This is a genomic window from Chryseoglobus sp. 28M-23 (assembly GCF_014789785.1).
In the GTDB taxonomy this organism is placed as follows: domain Bacteria; phylum Actinomycetota; class Actinomycetes; order Actinomycetales; family Microbacteriaceae; genus Microcella; species Microcella indica.
Window position 1 is genome coordinate 1121963 of record NZ_CP061846.1, and the last position, 17196, is coordinate 1139158.

Here is a 17196-nt window from a genome sequence, read left to right on the forward strand (position 1 = left end):
TCGGTAGCGTGGACGGTGTGACCAGCCCCGATTCTCGGTACTCCGAGCACGACGCCGCGCGGCGTCACCCCGAGCAGCACACGACGAATCGCGGCCATTTCGCGCGGGATCGCGCTCGCGTGCTGCACTCGAGCGCCCTGCGCCGCCTGTCGGCGAAGACGCAGGTGCTGAGCCCGACGGCGGGGGTCGACTTCGCGCGCAACCGCCTGACGCACTCACTCGAGGTGGCCCAGGTTGGTCGCGAGCTCGCGGTCGCACTCGGACTCGACCCGGACGTCGTCGACACCGCCTGCCTCTCGCACGACCTCGGGCACCCGCCGTTCGGGCACAACGGCGAGGGCGCCCTCAACGCCTGGGCTGCCGACATCGGCGGTTTCGAGGGCAACGCCCAGACTCTGCGGTTGCTGAGCAAGCTCGAGCCGAAGGTCATGGGCGCGGACGGCGCGAGCTACGGCCTCAACCTGACCCGCGCGAGCCTCGACGCCGCGTGCAAGTATCCGTGGCCGCTGGCCTTGGGCGTCGACGACCCGGGCGGCCGCCGCAAGTTCGGCGTGTACGCCGACGACGTGCCCGCTTTCGAGTGGATGCGCGAGGGAGCGCCCGACCGCGTGCCCAGCATCGAGGCTCAGGTCATGGACCTCAGTGACGACATCGCCTACTCGGTGCACGACTTCGAGGACGCGATCGTGGGCGGCGTCGTCGACGCGGGCATTCTCGCGAGCCGCGACCATCACGAAGATCTCGTGCGCGGCGTGCTGCGCTGGATGGGCGATGAGCTCACCGAGGACGAGGTGCGAGCAGCCTTCGAGAGGCTGCAGGGCATCGAGACGTGGGTCACCGAATGGTCGGGCACGCGCGCGAACCTCGCGAGGCTCAAGAACCTCACGAGCCGCCTCATCGGGCGTTTCGCCCACGAGGCCGTGCACGCCACCCGTGCCGCGCATCCGCAGGCCTCGCTCGCCCGCTACTCGGCGGCGGTCGTCGTGCCCGTGGAGACGCGGGCCGAGATCGGCGTGCTCAAGGGCGTCGTCGGCACTCTCGTCATGGCGCACGACGAGCGGCAGCCGCTGTACGCGCACCAGCGACGGCTGCTCACCGAGCTCGCCGACGCGGTGTGGGCCGCGGGACCCCAGGCGCTGCGCCGCATCTTCCGCGCCGACTTCGAGGAGGCGGCGGACGACACGGCTCGGCGCCGCGTCGTCGTCGATCAGATCGCCTCTCTCACCGACCAGTCGGCGACGACCTGGCACGAACGCTGGGTGGAGGGGCGCGGCCTCGTCTGACTCGTCTGGGCTGCGACAACTAGGATCACCCCTGTGGCAGGCCTGATTCGACGCAGCGACATCGACGAGGTTCGGTCACGCACGAATCTGGCCGACATCGTCGGCGACTACGTGACGCTCAAGAGCGCGGGTGTCGGCTCGATGAAGGGCCTGTGCCCCTTCCACGACGAGCGCAGCCCGAGCTTCCACGTGCGCCCGCAGGTGGGCTTCTACCACTGCTTCGGGTGCGGCGAGGGCGGCGACGTCTTCACGTTCCTGCAGAAGATGGATCACGTGACGTTCGCCGAGGCGGTCGAGCGGCTCGCGGGTCGGCTCGGCTACGCCCTGCACTACGAGGAGGGCGGTCAGGTCGCCGACCAGGGCAACCGCAGCCGCATCCTCGCCGCGAACTCCGCCGCTGAGGAGTTCTTCCGCGAGCAGCTCAGCACCCCCGAGGCCGAGCCGGCGCGCTCCTTCCTGGGCTCCCGCGGGTTCGACCCGGCAGCGGCGGAGCGCTTCTCCGTGGGCTTCGCACCGGCGAGCTTCGACGCTCTCGGCACGCACCTGCGCGGCCGGGGGTTCACGCAGGAGGAGCTGCTCGCGAGCGGACTGCTGGGGCAGGGAGAGCGCAACACCTACGACCGGTTCCGCGGGCGCCTGGTGTGGCCGATCAAGGACACGACGGGGCAGACGCTCGGCTTCGGGGCGCGCAAGCTGCTGGAGACCGATCAGGGGCCCAAGTACCTCAACACTCCCGAGACGCCCGTCTACCACAAGTCGCAGGTTCTGTACGGGCTCGATCTTGCGAAGCGGGAGATCGCGCGTGAGAAGCGCGTCGTCGTCGTCGAGGGGTACACCGACGTCATGGCGTGCCACCTCGCGGGTGTCACGACGGCCGTCGCGACGTGCGGCACGGCGTTCGGTGGCGACCACATCAAGGTCATCCGCCGCATCATGGGCGACACGGCGAACGCCGACACGACGCAGCTCGGCGAGGTCGTCTTCACGTTCGATCCCGACGAGGCGGGGCAGAAGGCCGCGAGCCGGGCGTTCATCGAGGAGCAGCGGTTCGCGGCGCAGACCTACGTCGCCGTCGCGCCCGAGGGTCTCGACCCGTGCGATCTGCGGCTCGAGCGCGGCGATGACGCGGTGCGTCACCTCGTGTCGTCCCGCAAGCCCATGTACGAGTTCATGGTGCGCCGCCAGCTCGACCGTTTCGACCTCGAGACGGTCGAGGGCCGAGTCTCGGCGTTGCGTGCGGCCGCCCCGATCGTGGCCGACATCCGCGATCAGGCGCTCTCGATCGGCTATGAGCGCTCCGTGGCGGGGTGGATCGGCATCGAGCCGCGCGAGGTGGGTCGCGCCGTGCAGGCCGCCCGTCAGCAGGCGGCGCGCACGCCGCGCGAGTCGGCACCCGTGCGCTCGAGCGGCGGAGAGGGCCCCGGCGGTATCGCGGCGGGCGACGCGACCGCGGCACGCGGCGAGTCGGAGGCGCCGACGATCGGCATCGCCCAGCTGCCGACCGACCCGGTGACGCGGCTCGAGCAGGAGCTCCTCATGGCGCTCCTGCAGCACCCGGGGGAGGTGCCGATCGACACGGCGCGCACGGCTCTGCAGACGACGTTCAGCCAGCCTGCTCTCGCGACCGTGCGGGATGCCCTGCTCGTGGCTCTTGAGCACTACGGCACCCCCGACTGGGTGCGCAGGGTCTCCGACGAGGCTCCGACCGCGTTCGGCCCGCTCGTGACCCAGCTCGCGATCGCACCTCTGCCGATCCGCGACGGGCACGTCGCCACCTACTGCCGCGGCGTCACGGTGTCGCTCATCGAGCGCGACCTGCTGCGGCGCAAGACAGAGCTGCTCGGCGCCCTGCAGCGCATGGACTCCGCGCAGGATCCCGATCGGTATCGTGCACTGCAGCAGCAGATGGTCGACATCGAGACGGAGCGCCGGCGGGTGCGCGGCGACTGATGCTCACGCGCTCTCGCTAGTCTGGAGCTTCACCGGCCTGTGCGAGGGGAGACGCCGTGCTCGAGGAGTCCACCGCGACGATCGTCGAGGGCGCTCCGCGCCCCGAGGCGGTGGAGAGCCCGGCGGTCATCGCCGATGACCTGAGCCTGCGATACCCGGGCGGCATCCGTCACGGGGTCGAGGCCGTCACGGGGGTGAGCCTGCAGATCGCGGCGGGGGAGACGCTGGCGATGATCGGGGAGTCGGGCAGCGGCAAGAGCTCGCTCGCGCGCGCGATCGCGGGGCTCACCTCGCGCACGATCGAGCGCGGGCCCGTGATCGCGGGCGGATCGCTCGAGGTGCTCGGCATCGACGTGCGGCGCCTGCGCCGCAAGGACGACGCCGAGCTGGCCCTGCGCGTCGGCTATGTGCCGCAGGATGCCGGCGCGGTTCTCGACCCGCACCTCACGGTCGGCGAGAACGTCTCCCTGCCGCTCTTCGAGCGCGATGACGACCTCGATCGGAAGGTCGCCGGCGGCATCGTCGCCGAGGCCATCGACGCCATGCACCTGACGCTCGCGACGATTCCGAAGTACCCGCACGAGCTCAGCCGCGGGCAGCGGCAGCGCGTCGCGATCGCGCGCGCTCTCGTGCTCGACCCCGAGCTGCTGGTGGCCGACGAGGCCACCGCGGGTGTCGATGCGACCGTGCGCGCGACGATCCTCGGGCATCTGGCAGAGGTGCAGCGGCACCGCGGCTTCGCGGCGTTCGTCGTGAGCAGCGAGATCGGCGAGGTGCGGCGCCTGTCGACGCGCTTGGCCGTCCTGCACCGAGGCGAGCTCGTCGGCATGGGGCCCATCGACTCCGTGCTCGAGGAGGGCACCCACCCCTACGTGCGACGGCTCGCCGAGCTCGCCCGCGATCGCTCACGAGGAACGTCGTCATGAGACATCAGCACCGCGACCCGCTCTCCGGCAGCGGCGCGATCCCGAGCACGCGTCCCGAGCCCGGGCCGATCGCCGTGCTGCCCACCGTTCCGGCCGCCTTCGTCGAGGCCGTGGCGGCGGGGGGCGGCGAGGTGGCTGAGCTCGACGCCCGCACTCGCGGGCTCGTGTGGTTGAGCGAGAAGCGCGCTGACGAGCTGGCGGAGCTGCTGGAGGCGCATCCCGCCATCGGATGGGTGCAGCTGCCGTGGGCGGGAGTGGACGCGTTCGCGGATCTCTTCGCGAGTCTCCCCGGCGGTCGAGGGCCGGTCTTCACGAGTGCGAAGGGTGCATACTCCGAGCCCGTCGCCGAGCACGCCGTGGCGCTCGCCCAGGCGGTGCTGCGCGAGCTCGCGCCCAAGGCGCGGCACGCCCGGTGGGCTGAGGCGCGCACGGGAACCTCGCTCTACGGCCGGCACGTGGTCCTCGTCGGCGCCGGGGGCATCGCGCGCGAGATCCTGCGCCTGCTCGAGCCCTACCGCGTCACGGTCACGGTCGTGCGGCGCACGGCGCAGCCTCTCGAGGGAGCGAACGAGACGGTCGCGGTGGATGCCCTGCACGACGTCCTCCCGCGCGCCGAGGTGCTCATCCTCGCCGCGGCAGCCACGTCGGCGAGCCGTCACCTGATCGGCGCGCGCGAGCTCGCGCTGCTGCCGGAGGGGGCCGCGCTCGTCAACATCGCGCGCGGCGCGCTCGTCGACACGGTGGCGCTCGGCGAGGCCCTCGCGCAGGGTCGGCTCGTCGGTGCGGGTCTCGACGTCACCGAGCCGGAGCCGCTGCCGGCCGACCACCCGTTGTGGCGCGAGCCGCGCTGCCTCATCACCTCGCACTCGGCAGACACCCCGGAGATGACGGCGCCGCTCCTCGCTCAGCGCATCACCGAGAACGTGCGCGGCTTCCTCGGCGATGGGCGATTCGTGGGGCTCGTCGACCCGGAGGCGGGGTACTGAGCGTGCAGCGGCACCGGTGTGGTCTGATACCGTAGTCCTCGCTGTTCCACACGATCCTCGATAGCTCAATTGGCAGAGCAGCCGGCTGTTAACCGGCAGGTTGTTGGTTCGAGTCCAACTCGGGGAGCCACCCTCTCCCTCTCGTGATCTCTCACGGCCGCGTGCCGGACCGCGGGCGGGGTGCGGGAGCGGAGTCCGCCGCGATAGCGTGGCACCAGCCGCGTCGTCGAGGCGGATTCAGCGTCAGTGCCTCGCGCGGGCCCGAGCGTCAGGAGCGCATCATGGATGAGTGGATCTCGGCGAACGCGATGTTCCTCGTTCTCGTCCTCGGACCCTCGGCGGTTCTGCTTCTGCTCTTCACGGTCGTGCTGCTCGTCGCCTGGGTGCGCGCCCGATCCCGCGCTCGCCGCACGGCGTTCGACCGCACGGCGGCGGAGCGCGAGCGCATCGACCTCGAGCTGTCGCTCGCCGAGCAGACGGGCCGGCTGCGCGTGATCCGCGAGCTGCACGAGCTGTCGGTGCACGCCATCTCGACGGTCATCTCGCGGGCCGACGGCATCCGCTACACGGCTGAGCGCGACCCCGCGGCGGTCGCTCGCGTGGCCGAGGCGATGGCGGAGACTGCGCGGGCGACGCAGGCCGATCTGCGCCGGGTCATGAGCGTCGTGCGCGAGGGGGAGGCGAGCGTCGAGCCGCACCCCCAGCTGCGCTCGACGCGCGAGCTGTTCTCTCTCATGCGCGATTCGGGTCTCGACGTGGTCTTCGAGGAGCATGGCAAGCCGGTCGACCTCATGCAGGGCGTCGAGCTCACCATCTACCGCATCCTGCAGGAGGCCCTCGCGAACGCTCTGACGTACGGCGGCGTGGGCACGCAGGCGCGTGTCTCCGTCACGTGGTCGGCCGACGGTCTTCAGATCAAGGTGGAGGACGACGGTGCGCGAGCGGCGGCCCGGCGCGAGGGCGTCGACCCGAACGACGCCAAGGCGCGCGCCTACAGTCTGGACGACGACCTGCGAGCGCTGACCGACGAGGTCACGGGGCAGGGCATCCGTGAGATGCGATTGCGCGCGGAGCTGTACGGGGGCATCCTGACCGCATCCCCTGTCCCCGGTGTCGGCTTCTCGCTCGCGGTCGTGTTCCCCTCGCTCCGCTCGACGATGACGGCCCCGCACACTCCGTCCCCGGGGTCAGCATGAGCACGGTCGAGCCCGTCTCGGCGCTCCTCGTCGACGACTCGTCGCAGCAACGGCTCGGCTGGCGCATGATCCTCGAGGCGCACCCGGACATCGAGGTGGTCGCGGAGGCTCCCGACGGGGCGCGTGCCCTCGCTCTTGCGCGTCGCATGCCTCTCGACGTCGTCGTCATGGACGTGCGCATGCCTCGCGTCGGCGGACTCACCGCGGCCGAGCGCATCCGCGCAGATGCGCAGGTGCGCGAGCAGGGCGGCCCTCCCGGCATCGTGCTCATGACCGCGCTCGACCTGGAGGACTTCGTCGGCCCTTCCGCCGACGCGGGCGCCGACACCCTGCTCTACAAGGACGTCGAGCCCGACACGCTGCTCACGGCGGTGCGCGCCGCCGCGACCGCCCGCCGAGCGCGCGCGTGAGCGATGTCACCTCGCGCCGGGATGCCCGGCGCGCGTCGCTCGCGGTCGGCCTCGCGGTCTCGGCGTACGGGGTGTCGTTCGGCGCGCTCGCGGTGACGGCGGGCCTCGATGTCTGGCAGACCTGCGTGCTGAGTCTCGTCATGTTCTCGGGCGGCTCGCAGTTCGCGGTCATCGGCGTGCTCGCCTCGGGCGGCACGGCAGCGGGTCCGGCAGCGGTCGCGGGAGCCACGCTCCTGGGGCTGCGCAACACCCTGTACGCGGTGCGGGTCTCGCCGATCGTGGGCCCGGGCTGGGTGAAGCGGATCGCCGCCGGCCACCTCACGATCGACGAGTCCACGGCGGTCGCGACCGCCCAGCCGACGCCGGAGGGTCAGCGGGTGGGCTTCTGGATGACCGGCCTCGTCATCTACGTCGGCTGGAACCTCATGACGCTCGCCGGGGCGCTCCTCGGCGACCTGCTCGGAGACGTGAGCCGGTTCGGCCTCGACGCCGCCGCGGCAGCGGCGTTCCTGGGCCTCGTGTGGCCGCGCCTGAGCGCTCTGCAGCCTGTCGTCGTGGCGGTGGCCGCGGCGGTCGTCGCCGCTGTGGCGATCCCTGTGCTGCCGCCGGGCCTCCCGGTGCTCGTCGCCGCGCTCGTCGCACTCGTGGTGGGCCTGCCCGACCTGTTCGGGCGCCGCCCCGGTGCTGAGCCGCTGCCTGTGCACGATGCGGCGCTCGACGAGCACGGCCCTCCCGCGCCCGATGCGGGGGAGGCCCACCGATGACGCTCTGGCAGATCATCCTTCTCGCCTCGATCGCAGTGCTCGCGCTCAAGCTCGTCGGCTACCTGGTGCCTCCCCGCGTGCTCGAGACGCCGACGGCCGCGCGCACGGCGAACCTCACGACGGTCGCACTCCTCTCGGCGCTCATCGTCGTCCAGACGGTGAGCGTGGGCCAGCATCTCGTGCTCGACGCGCGGCTGCCCGCCCTCGTGGTCGCGGCGGGGCTCCTCGCGGTGCGTGCGCCGTTCATCCTGGTCATCGTCGCGGCCGCCGTCTCGGCGGCGCTGCTGCGGATGCTCGGCTGGGCAGCGTGACGTGCCCGCTCGCTCAGCGCGGGCGCGAGGCGCGCTCAGTCCTCGAGGTGATCGCGGCCAGGCAGCCAGCTCTGCCCCGGCGAGCCCCATGACTGCTTCTTGATGGCCTTGATGGCGGCCTTCCCATGCGGGTGCGCGAGGCGGTCGACGTAGAGGATGCCCTGCAGGTGGTCGTACTCGTGCTGCAGGATGCGGGCGAGCCAGCCGTGGGCTTCGAGCTCGAACCGCTGCCCGTCGAGGTCGGTCGCGCGAAGGAGCGCGTGCTCGGAGCGCACGAGGGGGAACCGTTCGCCTGGCACCGAGAGGCAGCCCTCGGAGTCCTCGTCCTCGTCGGCCTCCCCGAGCGGGGGCGGGCTCACGAGCAGCTCGGGATCGATCGCCGTACCGTGATGACGCTCGCCGTTCTCGTCGACCCAGTCGTAGACGAAGATGCGCGCATCCACGCCCACCTGTGGCGCGGCGAGACCCACACCGGGAGCGGCCTTCATCGTCTCGATCATGTCGGCGACGAGGGCGCGCACTTCGGCGGTGATGGTGCCCACGGGGGCGGCGGGGGAGTGCAGTACCGGCTCGCCGGTGATGCGGATGGGAAGCACGGCCATGCTGCCCAGAATATCGAGTGCGAGAGCGGTAGATTGACCGGGTGCCGCCCGAGCTGAGTGAGTTGACCGAGCAGATCAGCCTCACCCCTCTTCAAGCCATCGGCATCCCGATCGCGCTCGTCGGCGCTGTCTTCCTGTCTCTCGGCGCGCAGTTTCAGCACCGAGGTGTCAGCAAGGTCGAGGCGATGCACGGCGACGGCACCAAGGCGGGGCTGAGTCCGCGGCAGATCCTGCACCTGCTCGCACGACCCTCCTGGGTGCTCGGCTCGCTCATGCTCGCCCTCGCGGTCGTCTTCCAGCTCACGGCACTGGGCTTCGCACCGCTCATCGTGGTGCAGCCGCTCGGCGTCGTCGCGCTCGTCATCACAGCGATGGTCAACGCCCGGGTGTCGAGAATCCAACTCGACCGCCACGCGATCCGGGCGATCGTGCTGTGCGTCGGCGGTGTCGGCGTCTTCGTGACGATCGCGGCCGTGTTCGCGGTGGAGCAGGAGATCACGCAGACCCAGCTGCTCATCGTGCTCGGCGTGCTCGGTCTCGTGACGGCGGGGTTCGGGGTCGCCTTCTCGCTCCTGCGCAAGACGGCGACGGCGATGTTCTACATCGTCGGAGCCGGGGTGCTCTACGGCTTCGTGGCGACCCTCGCGAAGGTCGTCCTCAACCGGGTCCTCAACGGCAACCTCGACTGGCTCACCGGCGTCGCCATCGTGGCGCTGCTCGCGTCCGCGGTGCTCGGTGGATACTTCGTGCAGACCGCCTACTCCGTGGGCTCGCCCGATCTCGTCATCGCGGGGCTCACGGTCGTCGACCCGCTGGTCGCCGTGCTCATCGGCGTCATCGTGCTCGGCGAGGCGTCGCTCATTCCGCCCGTGGCCGCCATCGCAGCCGTGATCGTCGGGGTGGTCGCCATCTTCGGCGTCATCCAGCTCGCCGAGCACCACCCGCAGACGCACCGCTGATCTCGCCTGCCGGAGCCCCGTCCTGCGATAGCGTAGGTCGACGGTCCTCTCGCGACCGCGGCGCCCCCGACGGCGTCCGCCGATCACCTCAAGGAACCTCATCGACGTGCCTGACCTACCGCCTACGGGTGCAGCGACCTCCCGCTCGCTCCGCGTCCTCATCGGGGGCGACACCTTCGCGCCCGATGTCAACGGCGCGGCCAAGTTCGCCGAGCGCCTCGCGGCCGGCCTCGTCGAGCGCGGGCACGAGGTGCACGTCGTCGCTCCGGGAGCCGAGTCTGGGCCCAACTCGACCTCCGTGGAGGTGCACGAGGGCCAGCCCATGACCGTGCATCGACTGCGCTCGTGGCGCTGGTACCCGCACCCGTGGTTGCGCTACGCGCTGCCGTGGCGCATCGAGCCGAACGCCGCCCGCCTTCTCGACGAGGTGAAGCCCGACGTCGTGCACTTCCAGTCCCACATCGTCGTCGGCCGGGGCCTCGCCCGTGAGGCGGTCAAGCGCGGCATCCGCCTCATCGGCACCAACCACTTCATGCCCGAGAACGGCCTCCAGTTCACGCCGTTCATCGGCCCCCTGCGCGAGCCGGCGATCCGCGCCGCGTGGAACGCCGCAGCGCGCACATTCGGGCTCGCCGAGGCCGTCACGACGCCCACGCGCAAGGCCGCCGACTACATCGAGCGCTACACGTACCTGAAGGGCGTCTACCCCATCAGCTGCGGCCTGCACATCGACCACTACACGCCCAACCTCGAGCCGCGCAGCGAGAACGTCGTGCTCTTCCTCGGCCGTGTCGAGTCAGAGAAGCACATCGACGAGCTGCTGCGTGCAGCGGCCATGCTCGACCCCGAGCTCGACGTCAAGGTCGAGATCATCGGCGATGGCGAGCAGCGGCCCGCGCTCGAGCGACTCGCCGCGCAGCTCGGCATCTCGCACCGCGTGCACTTCGCCGGCCACGCGCCCGAGTCGTACCTCAAGCAGCAGCTGACCCGGGCATCCGTCTTCGCCATGCCGTCGCGGGCAGAGCTGCAGTCGATCGCGACCATGGAGGCGATGGCCTCGGGGCTGCCCATCATCGGTGCCAACGCCATGGCGCTGCCGCACCTCATCCACGACGGGGAGAACGGCTACCTCTACGAGCCCGGCGACGTGCCGCGGTTCGCGGAGCTGCTCACGAAGGTGTTCACCATGCCGCACGACGAGCTGCTCGCCCTCAAGCGCGAGAGCCTCTCGATCGTCGCCGACCACGACATCAATCGCACTCTCGACACGTTCGAGGCGCTCTATCGCGGCGAGCACGTGCCAGCACCCGTCTCGAGCGACGCCGACGCGCACAGCACGGATTCGTCGCACGACTGACGTCGGCCACGAGCGCGCGCTCGGTAGAGTGTGAGCGGCCCGCTCGCCGGGTCTCGGGGCGGTAGCTCAGCTGGTTAGAGCAGTGGACTCATAATCCATCGGTCACGGGTTCAAGTCCCGTCCGCCCTACCGCTCAAACCTGCATCGGGAGGCCCCATGACCATCGCTCACGCCGTGCCCCGCGCGGCCGACTCTCGAGTGGCCGCGATCGTTCTGGCCCTGCAGGCGCTCGGCACGCTCGTCGCGCTCGGGCTCACCGACGCGCGACTCGACGTGCTCGTCCTCGTCGAGCCTCCCGTCCTCCTGGGGGAGGGCTCGGCTCCGCTCGTCACCGGCGTGCTCCTCACTCCCGAAGCAGTGCGCGGCATGCTCGCGGTGCTGCTCGCGACGGCCGTGCTGCAGGCATTCCTCGTCCACCGCTCGGCGCGGGGAGCGCTCGGCGCCTCGACGGCGTCGACCGCGCACTGGATCGCCGTGTCCCAGTCGCTCGGCATCACGGTCGTCATCATCGCGCTGCTCAATGGTGCCGCCGCTGCGAGCACCATCATCCTCGCCTACGCGCTCGCCGCCGCCGGCGGCCTCCTCGGGTGGTTGCAGGATCGCGCACCGCGCCTGACCCAGTCGCGGGCCCACCTGTGGCCCTACGCCTTTCTCACGGTGCTCGTGATCGTGCCCTGGGGCGTCATCGCCCTCGTGCAGATCACGGGCCTCGCGCTCGGCGCACCGGCGAGCGACGGCGTGCGCGTGACGACGCTCGTCGTTCTCGCGGCGACCGCCGCCTGGGCCGTCGCGGAGTGGGCTATCGCGCGACCCGCCGGGGTGGCGCGCACACCCGAGGGCGCCGCGCGGCTGCGCGTGATCTCGTCGACCGGCCTCGCGAGCGTTCCGGCGGGCGCAGTCCTCGTGCTCGCGCTCCTCGGGGGCTGAGCCTGCCCGCGCGTCGATTGGCGCGCATCCCGTCGCTTGGAGAGGATGAGTGCATGGCTGACACCGCACCCGCCCCTACCGCCCTCGAGCGCTACGCGTCCTTCCGCGAGCGGCGCTCCCTCGCCGCCGTGCAGCCGCAGGGGCCCCTCGCGCTCGTCAACACGCAGTGGGTGGACGGCGAGCAGACCATCTGGGGCGTGCCCGGTCGTTGGGCGACCGCGCCCGAGGGCGGGCTGCTCGTGACGGCCTCGCCCGACGACGGCATCACCGTCGACGGCGAGCTCGTCGACGGCACCGTGCGCGTGCGCGGCAAGGACGATGCCGAGCCGAGCAGCATCGTCTTCGACGACCACACGACCGGGTTCGTCATCGCGGGCGAGGGCGGCACGTACGCCTTGCGAGTGTGGGACGCCCGCAGCGAGGCGATCGAGAACTTCGGCGGCATCGATGCCTTCGACTACAACCCCGACTGGGTCGTGACGGGCACCTTCCGCGAGATCGAAGGCGGCACGACGGTCGGCTTCGAGCACCTCAAGGACGAGGGCAAGACCCGCGAGCAGGTAGTCCCCGGCGAGATCCGCTTCACGCACGAGGGCGTCGACTACGACATCGCCGCCTTCAAGGCGGGGCGCGCTCTGCAGCTCGTGTTCGCCGACGCGACGAACGGCGAGTCCACCTACAGCGTCGGGCGCTTCCTGTTTCTCGCCCCGAACGCCGACGGCTCGATCACTCTCGACTTCAACCTCGCGATCCTGCCCCCGTGCGCGTTCAACTACAACTTCAACTGCCCGTTGCCGCCGAAGCAGAACCGCTTCCCGTTCCCCATCGAGGCCGGAGAGAAGAACGTGCTCGCGAAGGACGGCTCGCTCCTGCACTGAGCCGCGTCCCGTGGCGCGGGATGCTGCACTCGCGCCCAGCGCGGCGGCGAGCCGAGCATCCCACCCGCACACCTCCGCAATTCAGGAGTCGAAGCGGTAGCAACCCGTCTCTCGGGGTCGTCCGCGGCGTGTCGCGCGGCTCCGAGCGCGCGAACTCCTGAGTTGTGGAGGTGACCGGGCGGCGGGGCGCGTCGGTGCGACACGGCAGACTGAGCGCATGCCGATCGTAGTCGAGCGCCGGGGCGCGACAGTCGCGCTCGTCGACGTCGACGACTCGGGCGCGGCGCGCGACGATCGCGCGAGCACCCTCACGACCGAGGCCGAACTGCCCGCCCTCGTCGCCGAGCGAGAGGCAGAGCATCCGCGCTGGGTGTGGACCGACACGGCGCAGTGGTACCCGCCGCTGCTCGCCGCGGGCGTGCGCGTCGAGCGCTGCCACGATCTGCGCCTCGTCGACCGCCTGCTCGCGGGCATCGAGGGTCGCGCTCCCCGCACCGACTGGGGCGCACCTGCCGCCACCCGGCAGCGGCACGGCGACACGCTCTTCGACCTCGACAGCGACCTAGACAGCGATCTCCCCAGCGGCCCCGGCAGCGCCCCCGCGCACTCCGTATGGGGGCAGGATGCTCCGCTCGCGCCGCCCGCCGTCGCCACCTATCGCGAGCACCTCGCCGTGATCGCCGCGCACCCCCGGTCCCGTGATCTCACGCTGCTCGCCGCGGCGGAGTCGGCCGGGGCCCTCGCGGCCGCGGAGATGACCCACGTGGGCCTGCCGTGGAGCGAGCGCGACCACGATGCTCTGCTCACCGCCGTTCTCGGGCCTCGCCCTCCGGTGGGTGGGCGCCCGGCGCGTCTCGACGAGCTGGCGGCCGAGGTGACCCGGCGACTCGGCGTCGGCCCCGTGGCGCTCGACTCGCCGACCGAGCTCATCCGGGCGCTGCGCCGCGCGGGCCTCGAGGTGGCGACGACGCAGCAGCGCGAGCTGCAGCGGCTGGCGCACCCGGCGATCGAGCCGCTCCTGCAGTACAAGAGCCTCGCGCGGCTGTGGACGGCGAACGGCTGGGCGTGGCTCGACGAGTGGGTGCACGACGGTCGCTTCCGCCCGGTCTTCCTGCCGGCCGGTGCGAGCAGTGGGCGCTGGGCTTCCGACGGGGGCGGCGCGCTGCAGCTGCCGCGGCAGGTGCGTCCGGCCGTGCGGGCCGACGAGGGGTGGATGCTCGTGGTCGCCGACGCGGCGCAGCTCGAGCCGCGCATCCTCGCCGCTCTCTCCGGTGACGAGGCGATGGCGCGCGCCGGCGCGGGTGTCGATCTGTACGCGGGCATGGTGGAGCGGGGCGTCGTCGATTCTCGCGAGCACGCGAAGCTGGGGATGCTCGGGGCCATGTACGGCGGAACAACCGGTGAGAGCGCCCGCGTGCTGCCGCGCCTCGCCCGCTCGTTCCCGGCCGCGATCGCGTTCGTCGAGGCGGCGGCCCGCACGGGGGAGCGCGGTGGCTCCGTGACGACGCATCTCGGCCGCACCTCTCCGCCGCCGAGCGCGGAGTGGCTCGACCGCCAGTCGCACGCGGCCGCGGAGGGAGCGTCGGAGGGCCTGCGGCGCGCGGCGCGCACCGATGCCCGGTCGTGGGGTCGCTTCACGCGCAACTTCGTCGTGCAGGGCACGGCGGCCGAGTGGGCCCTCGCGTGGCTCGCGGGTGTGCGTCGCAGACTGTGGGCAGCGGAGGGCGGCCCCCTGGAGGGGCAGCCGCACCTCGCGTTCTTCCTCCACGACGAGCTCGTGGTGCACGCTCCTGCGCACCGCGTGAGCGACGTGGAGTCGGCGCTGCGTGAGGCGGCGGCGGAGGCGGGCCGCATCGTGTTCGGGGCCACGCCGGTGACGTTTCCGGTCACGGTCGCCGCTGTGCAGCGCTACAGCGAAGCGAAGTAGCGCGCGCGACGGTCAGGTCGGCGGATGCACGGTCTCCGCCGCACGGCGGCCACGGCGACGGCGATCCGTGCGCAGCGGCCACGGCTCGATGTCGGGCAGGGAGTCGAGCCACGCGAGCGCGGCGGAGCGCAGCAGTCGTGCTGCGTGCTCGGCGGCGGCCTGGGCCTGACCTCCCGTGGGGTCGAGGGTCTCGCTCGAGGCGCCCGCGTACGGCTCCCACAGGCGGCGGTAGTTGGCGACGAGGGTGTCGTGGTGGCTTCCCGGGAGGGAGAGCGCCAGGAGGATGCGCTCGACCATGTCGTGCCAGTCGGCGATGTCCGGCTCGGTGAGGTGCATGCGCGCCTCGATGATCCCGTCGTCGGTGAGCTCGTAGAGCGGGAGATGGTCGTCGGTGATGCCGGCGGAGGCGATGAGCTCGTCGCGGCGCAGCCGGTCCAGGGTCGAGTACACCTGCCCGACGTTGAGGGGCGTGTCGCGCCGCGTGCGCTCGACGACTTCGCCGTGAAGCTGATACCCGTAGGCGGGCCCGAGGGTGAGGACTGCGAGGAGGGAGTGTCGCAGCGTCATGGCTTTAGCCTAGGCGAGTCGCCGGTCGGGCATCCCGAGAATCACACTCTTGTGATTTCCGGTGTGCTGGGTGGATAATGGGCCCTGACGGGCAACCGTTCCAACCGAATACGCTGCACGCTCACTCCGAGCCAGGTCGATGGGGAAGTCGCACCTGAACGAAACGGAGTGAACTGTGGCTACTGCATCGGCTCGCGGAGTGCTGTTCGTGCACTCCGCTCCCCGCGCGCTCTGCCCCCACATCGAGTGGGCTGCAGGTCGCGCCATCGACCGCGCCGTCAACTTCGACTGGATCGAGCAGCCTGTCCTCCCCGGAACCCAGCGCGCCGAGTTCGTCTGGGAGGGCGAGGCGGGCAGCGGTGCGAAGATCGCGAGCGCGTTGCGCGGCTGGGAGCACTTGCGCTTCGAGGTGACCGAGGATGCTGCGCTCGGCTCCGACGGAGGCCGCTGGATGCACACGCCCGACCTCGGCATCTTCTTCGCCCAGACGGATGCCGCGGGCAACACCGTCATCCCCGAGGACCGCGTGCGGTACGCGATGGAGGTCGCCGGCAGCAACGCCCTCGAGCTGCACCGCGAACTGCGTCTGGCCCTGGGTCAGGCGTGGGACGACGAGCTCGAGGCGTTCCGCCACGCGGGTGACGAGGGCAGCCGCGTGGTCTGGCTGCGCCACCGCGCCGGCTGACCGGCCCGCCGCGCTTCGCGCCCGCCCACCCGCGCGTCATCTCCACAATTCAGGAGTTGCGCCGGTTTGACGCGTGCTCGGGGCACCTGATCGGCGTGTCGCACGTCCTTCCAGACGCGATCTCCTGAGTTGTGGAGATCGCCCACGCGGATGGAGGCGGCAGCACCGACCGGCGCTGGGCGCGACGCGCGAGCGTCAGTAAGTCAGACGCTCAGACGCTGCGGAACGCGACGACCGAGTTGTGGCCGCCGAAGCCGAACGAGTTCGACAGGGCGAGCAACGGCCCGTCGCCGAGCGCGCGCGGCGACGTCACGACGTCGAGCGGAATCCGCTCGTCCTGGTTGTCGACGTTGATGGTCGGGGGAGCGGTGCGCTCGTGCAGCGCGAGGATCGTGAAGACCGCCTCGAGAGCGCCCGTGCCGCCGAGCAGGTGCCCGGTGGAGGCCTTCGTCGCCGACACGGGGATCGACCCGACCCGGTCACCGAAGACGCGCGCGAGGGCCGCGTACTCGGCGACGTCGCCCACGGGCGTCGAGGTCGCGTGCGCGTTGATGTGCGACACCTCCGACGGCGTGGCGCCGGCCTGCTCGAGAGCGGCGATGACGGCGCGCGCTGCCCCCGAACCCTCGGGGTCGGGCGCGGTGATGTGGAAGGAGTCGGAGGTCACGGAGCCGCCAGCGAGCTCGGCGTAGATGCGAGCGCCACGAGCGAGCGCGTGCTCCTTCGTCTCGAGCACGAGGGCCGCGGCGCCCTCGCCGAGCACGAAGCCGTCGCGGTCGACGTCGTACGGCCGCGAGGCGGCGGCGGGGTCGTCGTTGCGGCGGGAGAGCGCCTGCATGGCCGCGAACGCGGCGATGGGGAGGGGATGCACGACCGCTTCGGTACCGCCGGCGACGACGACATCGGCGAGACCGAGCTGGAGGTGCTCGTAGGCGTTCGCGATCGCCTCGGTGCCCGAGGCGCATGCGGAGACGACCGTGCGCGCGCCGGCACGAGCGCCGAGATCCATGCTGATCGCGGCGGCGGCGGCGTTGGGCATGAGCATGGGGATCGTCATGGGAAGGACCCGGCGCGGGCCCTTCTCCTTGAGCACGTCCCAGGCCTCGAGGAGCGTCCAGAGGCCGCCGATACCGGTCGCGTAGTCGACGAGGATGCGCTCGGGGTCGATGTCGGGGGTACCCGCGTCGGCCCAGGCTTCGCGCGCGGCGATGAGCGCGAATTGGGCCGAGGGGTCGAGTCTCTTGATCTCCTGGCGTTCGAGCACCTCGGAGGGGCGCACGGCGGCCTCGGCGGCGAAGGTGACGGGCAACTCGTGCTGGGCGACCCAGTCGTGCTCGAGGGCGCGCACGCCGGATTCGCCGCGCAGCAGGGCATCCCAGCTGTCGCGGGCGGTCCCGCCGAGCGGGGAGGTGGCACCGATTCCGGTGACGACGATGGTGGTCATAGCGTCAACTCTCTGCAGGTGTTT

Annotated in this window: 17 protein-coding genes and 2 tRNA genes; 16 read left to right on the forward strand and 3 right to left on the reverse strand. The window is 71.6% G+C overall.

Annotated elements, in window-relative coordinates; translation table 11 throughout:
• The first annotated feature begins 8 nt into the window (after nucleotides 1-8).
• From IE160_RS05465 to IE160_RS05505, 9 genes are all read left to right on the forward strand, one after another.
• Nucleotides 9-1283 (forward strand): deoxyguanosinetriphosphate triphosphohydrolase, encoded by a 1275-nt coding sequence (locus tag IE160_RS05465; RefSeq protein WP_431356477.1) that lies wholly within the window; start codon nucleotides 9-11, stop codon nucleotides 1281-1283.
• Between the two features lie 33 nt (nucleotides 1284-1316).
• Complete coding sequence (gene dnaG / locus IE160_RS05470) at nucleotides 1317-3233, forward strand: DNA primase (RefSeq protein ID WP_191151872.1); 1917 nt, start codon at nucleotides 1317-1319, stop codon at nucleotides 3231-3233.
• A gap of 56 nt (nucleotides 3234-3289) precedes the next feature.
• The gene (locus tag IE160_RS05475; RefSeq protein WP_224744593.1) at nucleotides 3290-4159 is read left to right on the forward strand and encodes an ATP-binding cassette domain-containing protein; all 870 of its coding nucleotides are present in this window, start codon (nucleotides 3290-3292) and stop codon (nucleotides 4157-4159) included.
• Complete coding sequence (locus IE160_RS05480) at nucleotides 4156-5145, forward strand: NAD(P)-dependent oxidoreductase (RefSeq protein ID WP_191151873.1); 990 nt, start codon at nucleotides 4156-4158, stop codon at nucleotides 5143-5145. The genes IE160_RS05475 and IE160_RS05480 overlap by 4 nt, the downstream gene beginning before the upstream one ends.
• A gap of 54 nt (nucleotides 5146-5199) precedes the next feature.
• Nucleotides 5200-5275 (forward strand) — tRNA-Asn (locus IE160_RS05485).
• Between the two features lie 151 nt (nucleotides 5276-5426).
• The gene (locus IE160_RS05490) at nucleotides 5427-6341 is read left to right on the forward strand and encodes a sensor histidine kinase (RefSeq protein ID WP_191151874.1); all 915 of its coding nucleotides are present in this window, start codon (nucleotides 5427-5429) and stop codon (nucleotides 6339-6341) included.
• Complete coding sequence (locus IE160_RS05495; protein WP_191151875.1) at nucleotides 6338-6751, forward strand: response regulator; 414 nt, start codon at nucleotides 6338-6340, stop codon at nucleotides 6749-6751. The genes IE160_RS05490 and IE160_RS05495 overlap by 4 nt, the downstream gene beginning before the upstream one ends.
• Complete coding sequence (locus IE160_RS05500; RefSeq protein WP_179873678.1) at nucleotides 6748-7515, forward strand: AzlC family ABC transporter permease; 768 nt, start codon at nucleotides 6748-6750, stop codon at nucleotides 7513-7515. The genes IE160_RS05495 and IE160_RS05500 overlap by 4 nt, the downstream gene beginning before the upstream one ends.
• Nucleotides 7512-7826: an AzlD domain-containing protein gene (locus IE160_RS05505; protein WP_191151876.1), complete on the forward strand. Its 315-nt coding sequence runs from the start codon at nucleotides 7512-7514 to the stop codon at nucleotides 7824-7826. The genes IE160_RS05500 and IE160_RS05505 overlap by 4 nt, the downstream gene beginning before the upstream one ends.
• Nucleotides 7827-7861: 35 nt before the next feature.
• Here the strand turns inward: IE160_RS05505 and def are convergent, their stop codons facing one another.
• On the reverse strand, nucleotides 7862-8428 hold the full coding sequence (gene def, locus IE160_RS05510; protein WP_191151877.1) for a peptide deformylase: 567 nt from the start codon (nucleotides 8426-8428) through the stop codon (nucleotides 7862-7864).
• Nucleotides 8429-8469: 41 nt separating this feature from the next.
• On the opposite strand from def, the gene IE160_RS05515 reads away from it, so the two are divergent.
• From IE160_RS05515 to IE160_RS05540, 6 genes are all read left to right on the forward strand, one after another.
• On the forward strand, nucleotides 8470-9387 hold the full coding sequence (locus tag IE160_RS05515; RefSeq protein WP_191151878.1) for a DMT family transporter: 918 nt from the start codon (nucleotides 8470-8472) through the stop codon (nucleotides 9385-9387).
• A 106-nt stretch (nucleotides 9388-9493) separates the two neighbouring features.
• Nucleotides 9494-10744 (forward strand): glycosyltransferase, encoded by a 1251-nt coding sequence (locus tag IE160_RS05520; RefSeq protein WP_224744594.1) that lies wholly within the window; start codon nucleotides 9494-9496, stop codon nucleotides 10742-10744.
• A 55-nt stretch (nucleotides 10745-10799) separates the two neighbouring features.
• Nucleotides 10800-10873 (forward strand) — tRNA-Ile (locus IE160_RS05525).
• 27 nt (nucleotides 10874-10900) lie between these two features.
• Entirely contained in the window at nucleotides 10901-11671 is a 771-nt protein-coding gene (locus IE160_RS05530; protein WP_191151879.1) for a hypothetical protein, read from the forward strand.
• A 53-nt stretch (nucleotides 11672-11724) separates the two neighbouring features.
• Nucleotides 11725-12549 carry a DUF1684 domain-containing protein gene (locus IE160_RS05535; RefSeq protein ID WP_191151880.1) on the forward strand — a complete coding sequence of 275 codons (825 nt, stop codon included), beginning with the start codon at nucleotides 11725-11727 and terminating at the stop codon, nucleotides 12547-12549.
• Between the two features lie 217 nt (nucleotides 12550-12766).
• Nucleotides 12767-14476, forward strand: a complete 1710-nt coding sequence (locus IE160_RS05540; RefSeq protein ID WP_179873684.1) for a bifunctional 3'-5' exonuclease/DNA polymerase — start codon at nucleotides 12767-12769, stop codon at nucleotides 14474-14476.
• Between the two features lie 12 nt (nucleotides 14477-14488).
• On the opposite strand, the gene IE160_RS05545 is transcribed toward IE160_RS05540, so the two are convergent.
• The gene (locus tag IE160_RS05545) at nucleotides 14489-15043 is read right to left on the reverse strand and encodes a PadR family transcriptional regulator (RefSeq protein WP_179873685.1); all 555 of its coding nucleotides are present in this window, start codon (nucleotides 15041-15043) and stop codon (nucleotides 14489-14491) included.
• A 175-nt stretch (nucleotides 15044-15218) separates the two neighbouring features.
• Here IE160_RS05545 and IE160_RS05550 point away from each other — a divergent pair, with 175 nt between their 5' ends.
• Nucleotides 15219-15728 carry a DUF3145 domain-containing protein gene (locus IE160_RS05550; protein WP_179873686.1) on the forward strand — a complete coding sequence of 170 codons (510 nt, stop codon included), beginning with the start codon at nucleotides 15219-15221 and terminating at the stop codon, nucleotides 15726-15728.
• A 211-nt stretch (nucleotides 15729-15939) separates the two neighbouring features.
• Here IE160_RS05550 and IE160_RS05555 read toward each other — a convergent pair whose 3' ends face one another.
• Nucleotides 15940-17172 carry a beta-ketoacyl-[acyl-carrier-protein] synthase family protein gene (locus tag IE160_RS05555; RefSeq protein ID WP_179873687.1) on the reverse strand — a complete coding sequence of 411 codons (1233 nt, stop codon included), beginning with the start codon at nucleotides 17170-17172 and terminating at the stop codon, nucleotides 15940-15942.
• Nucleotides 17173-17196: the final 24 nt, after the last annotated feature.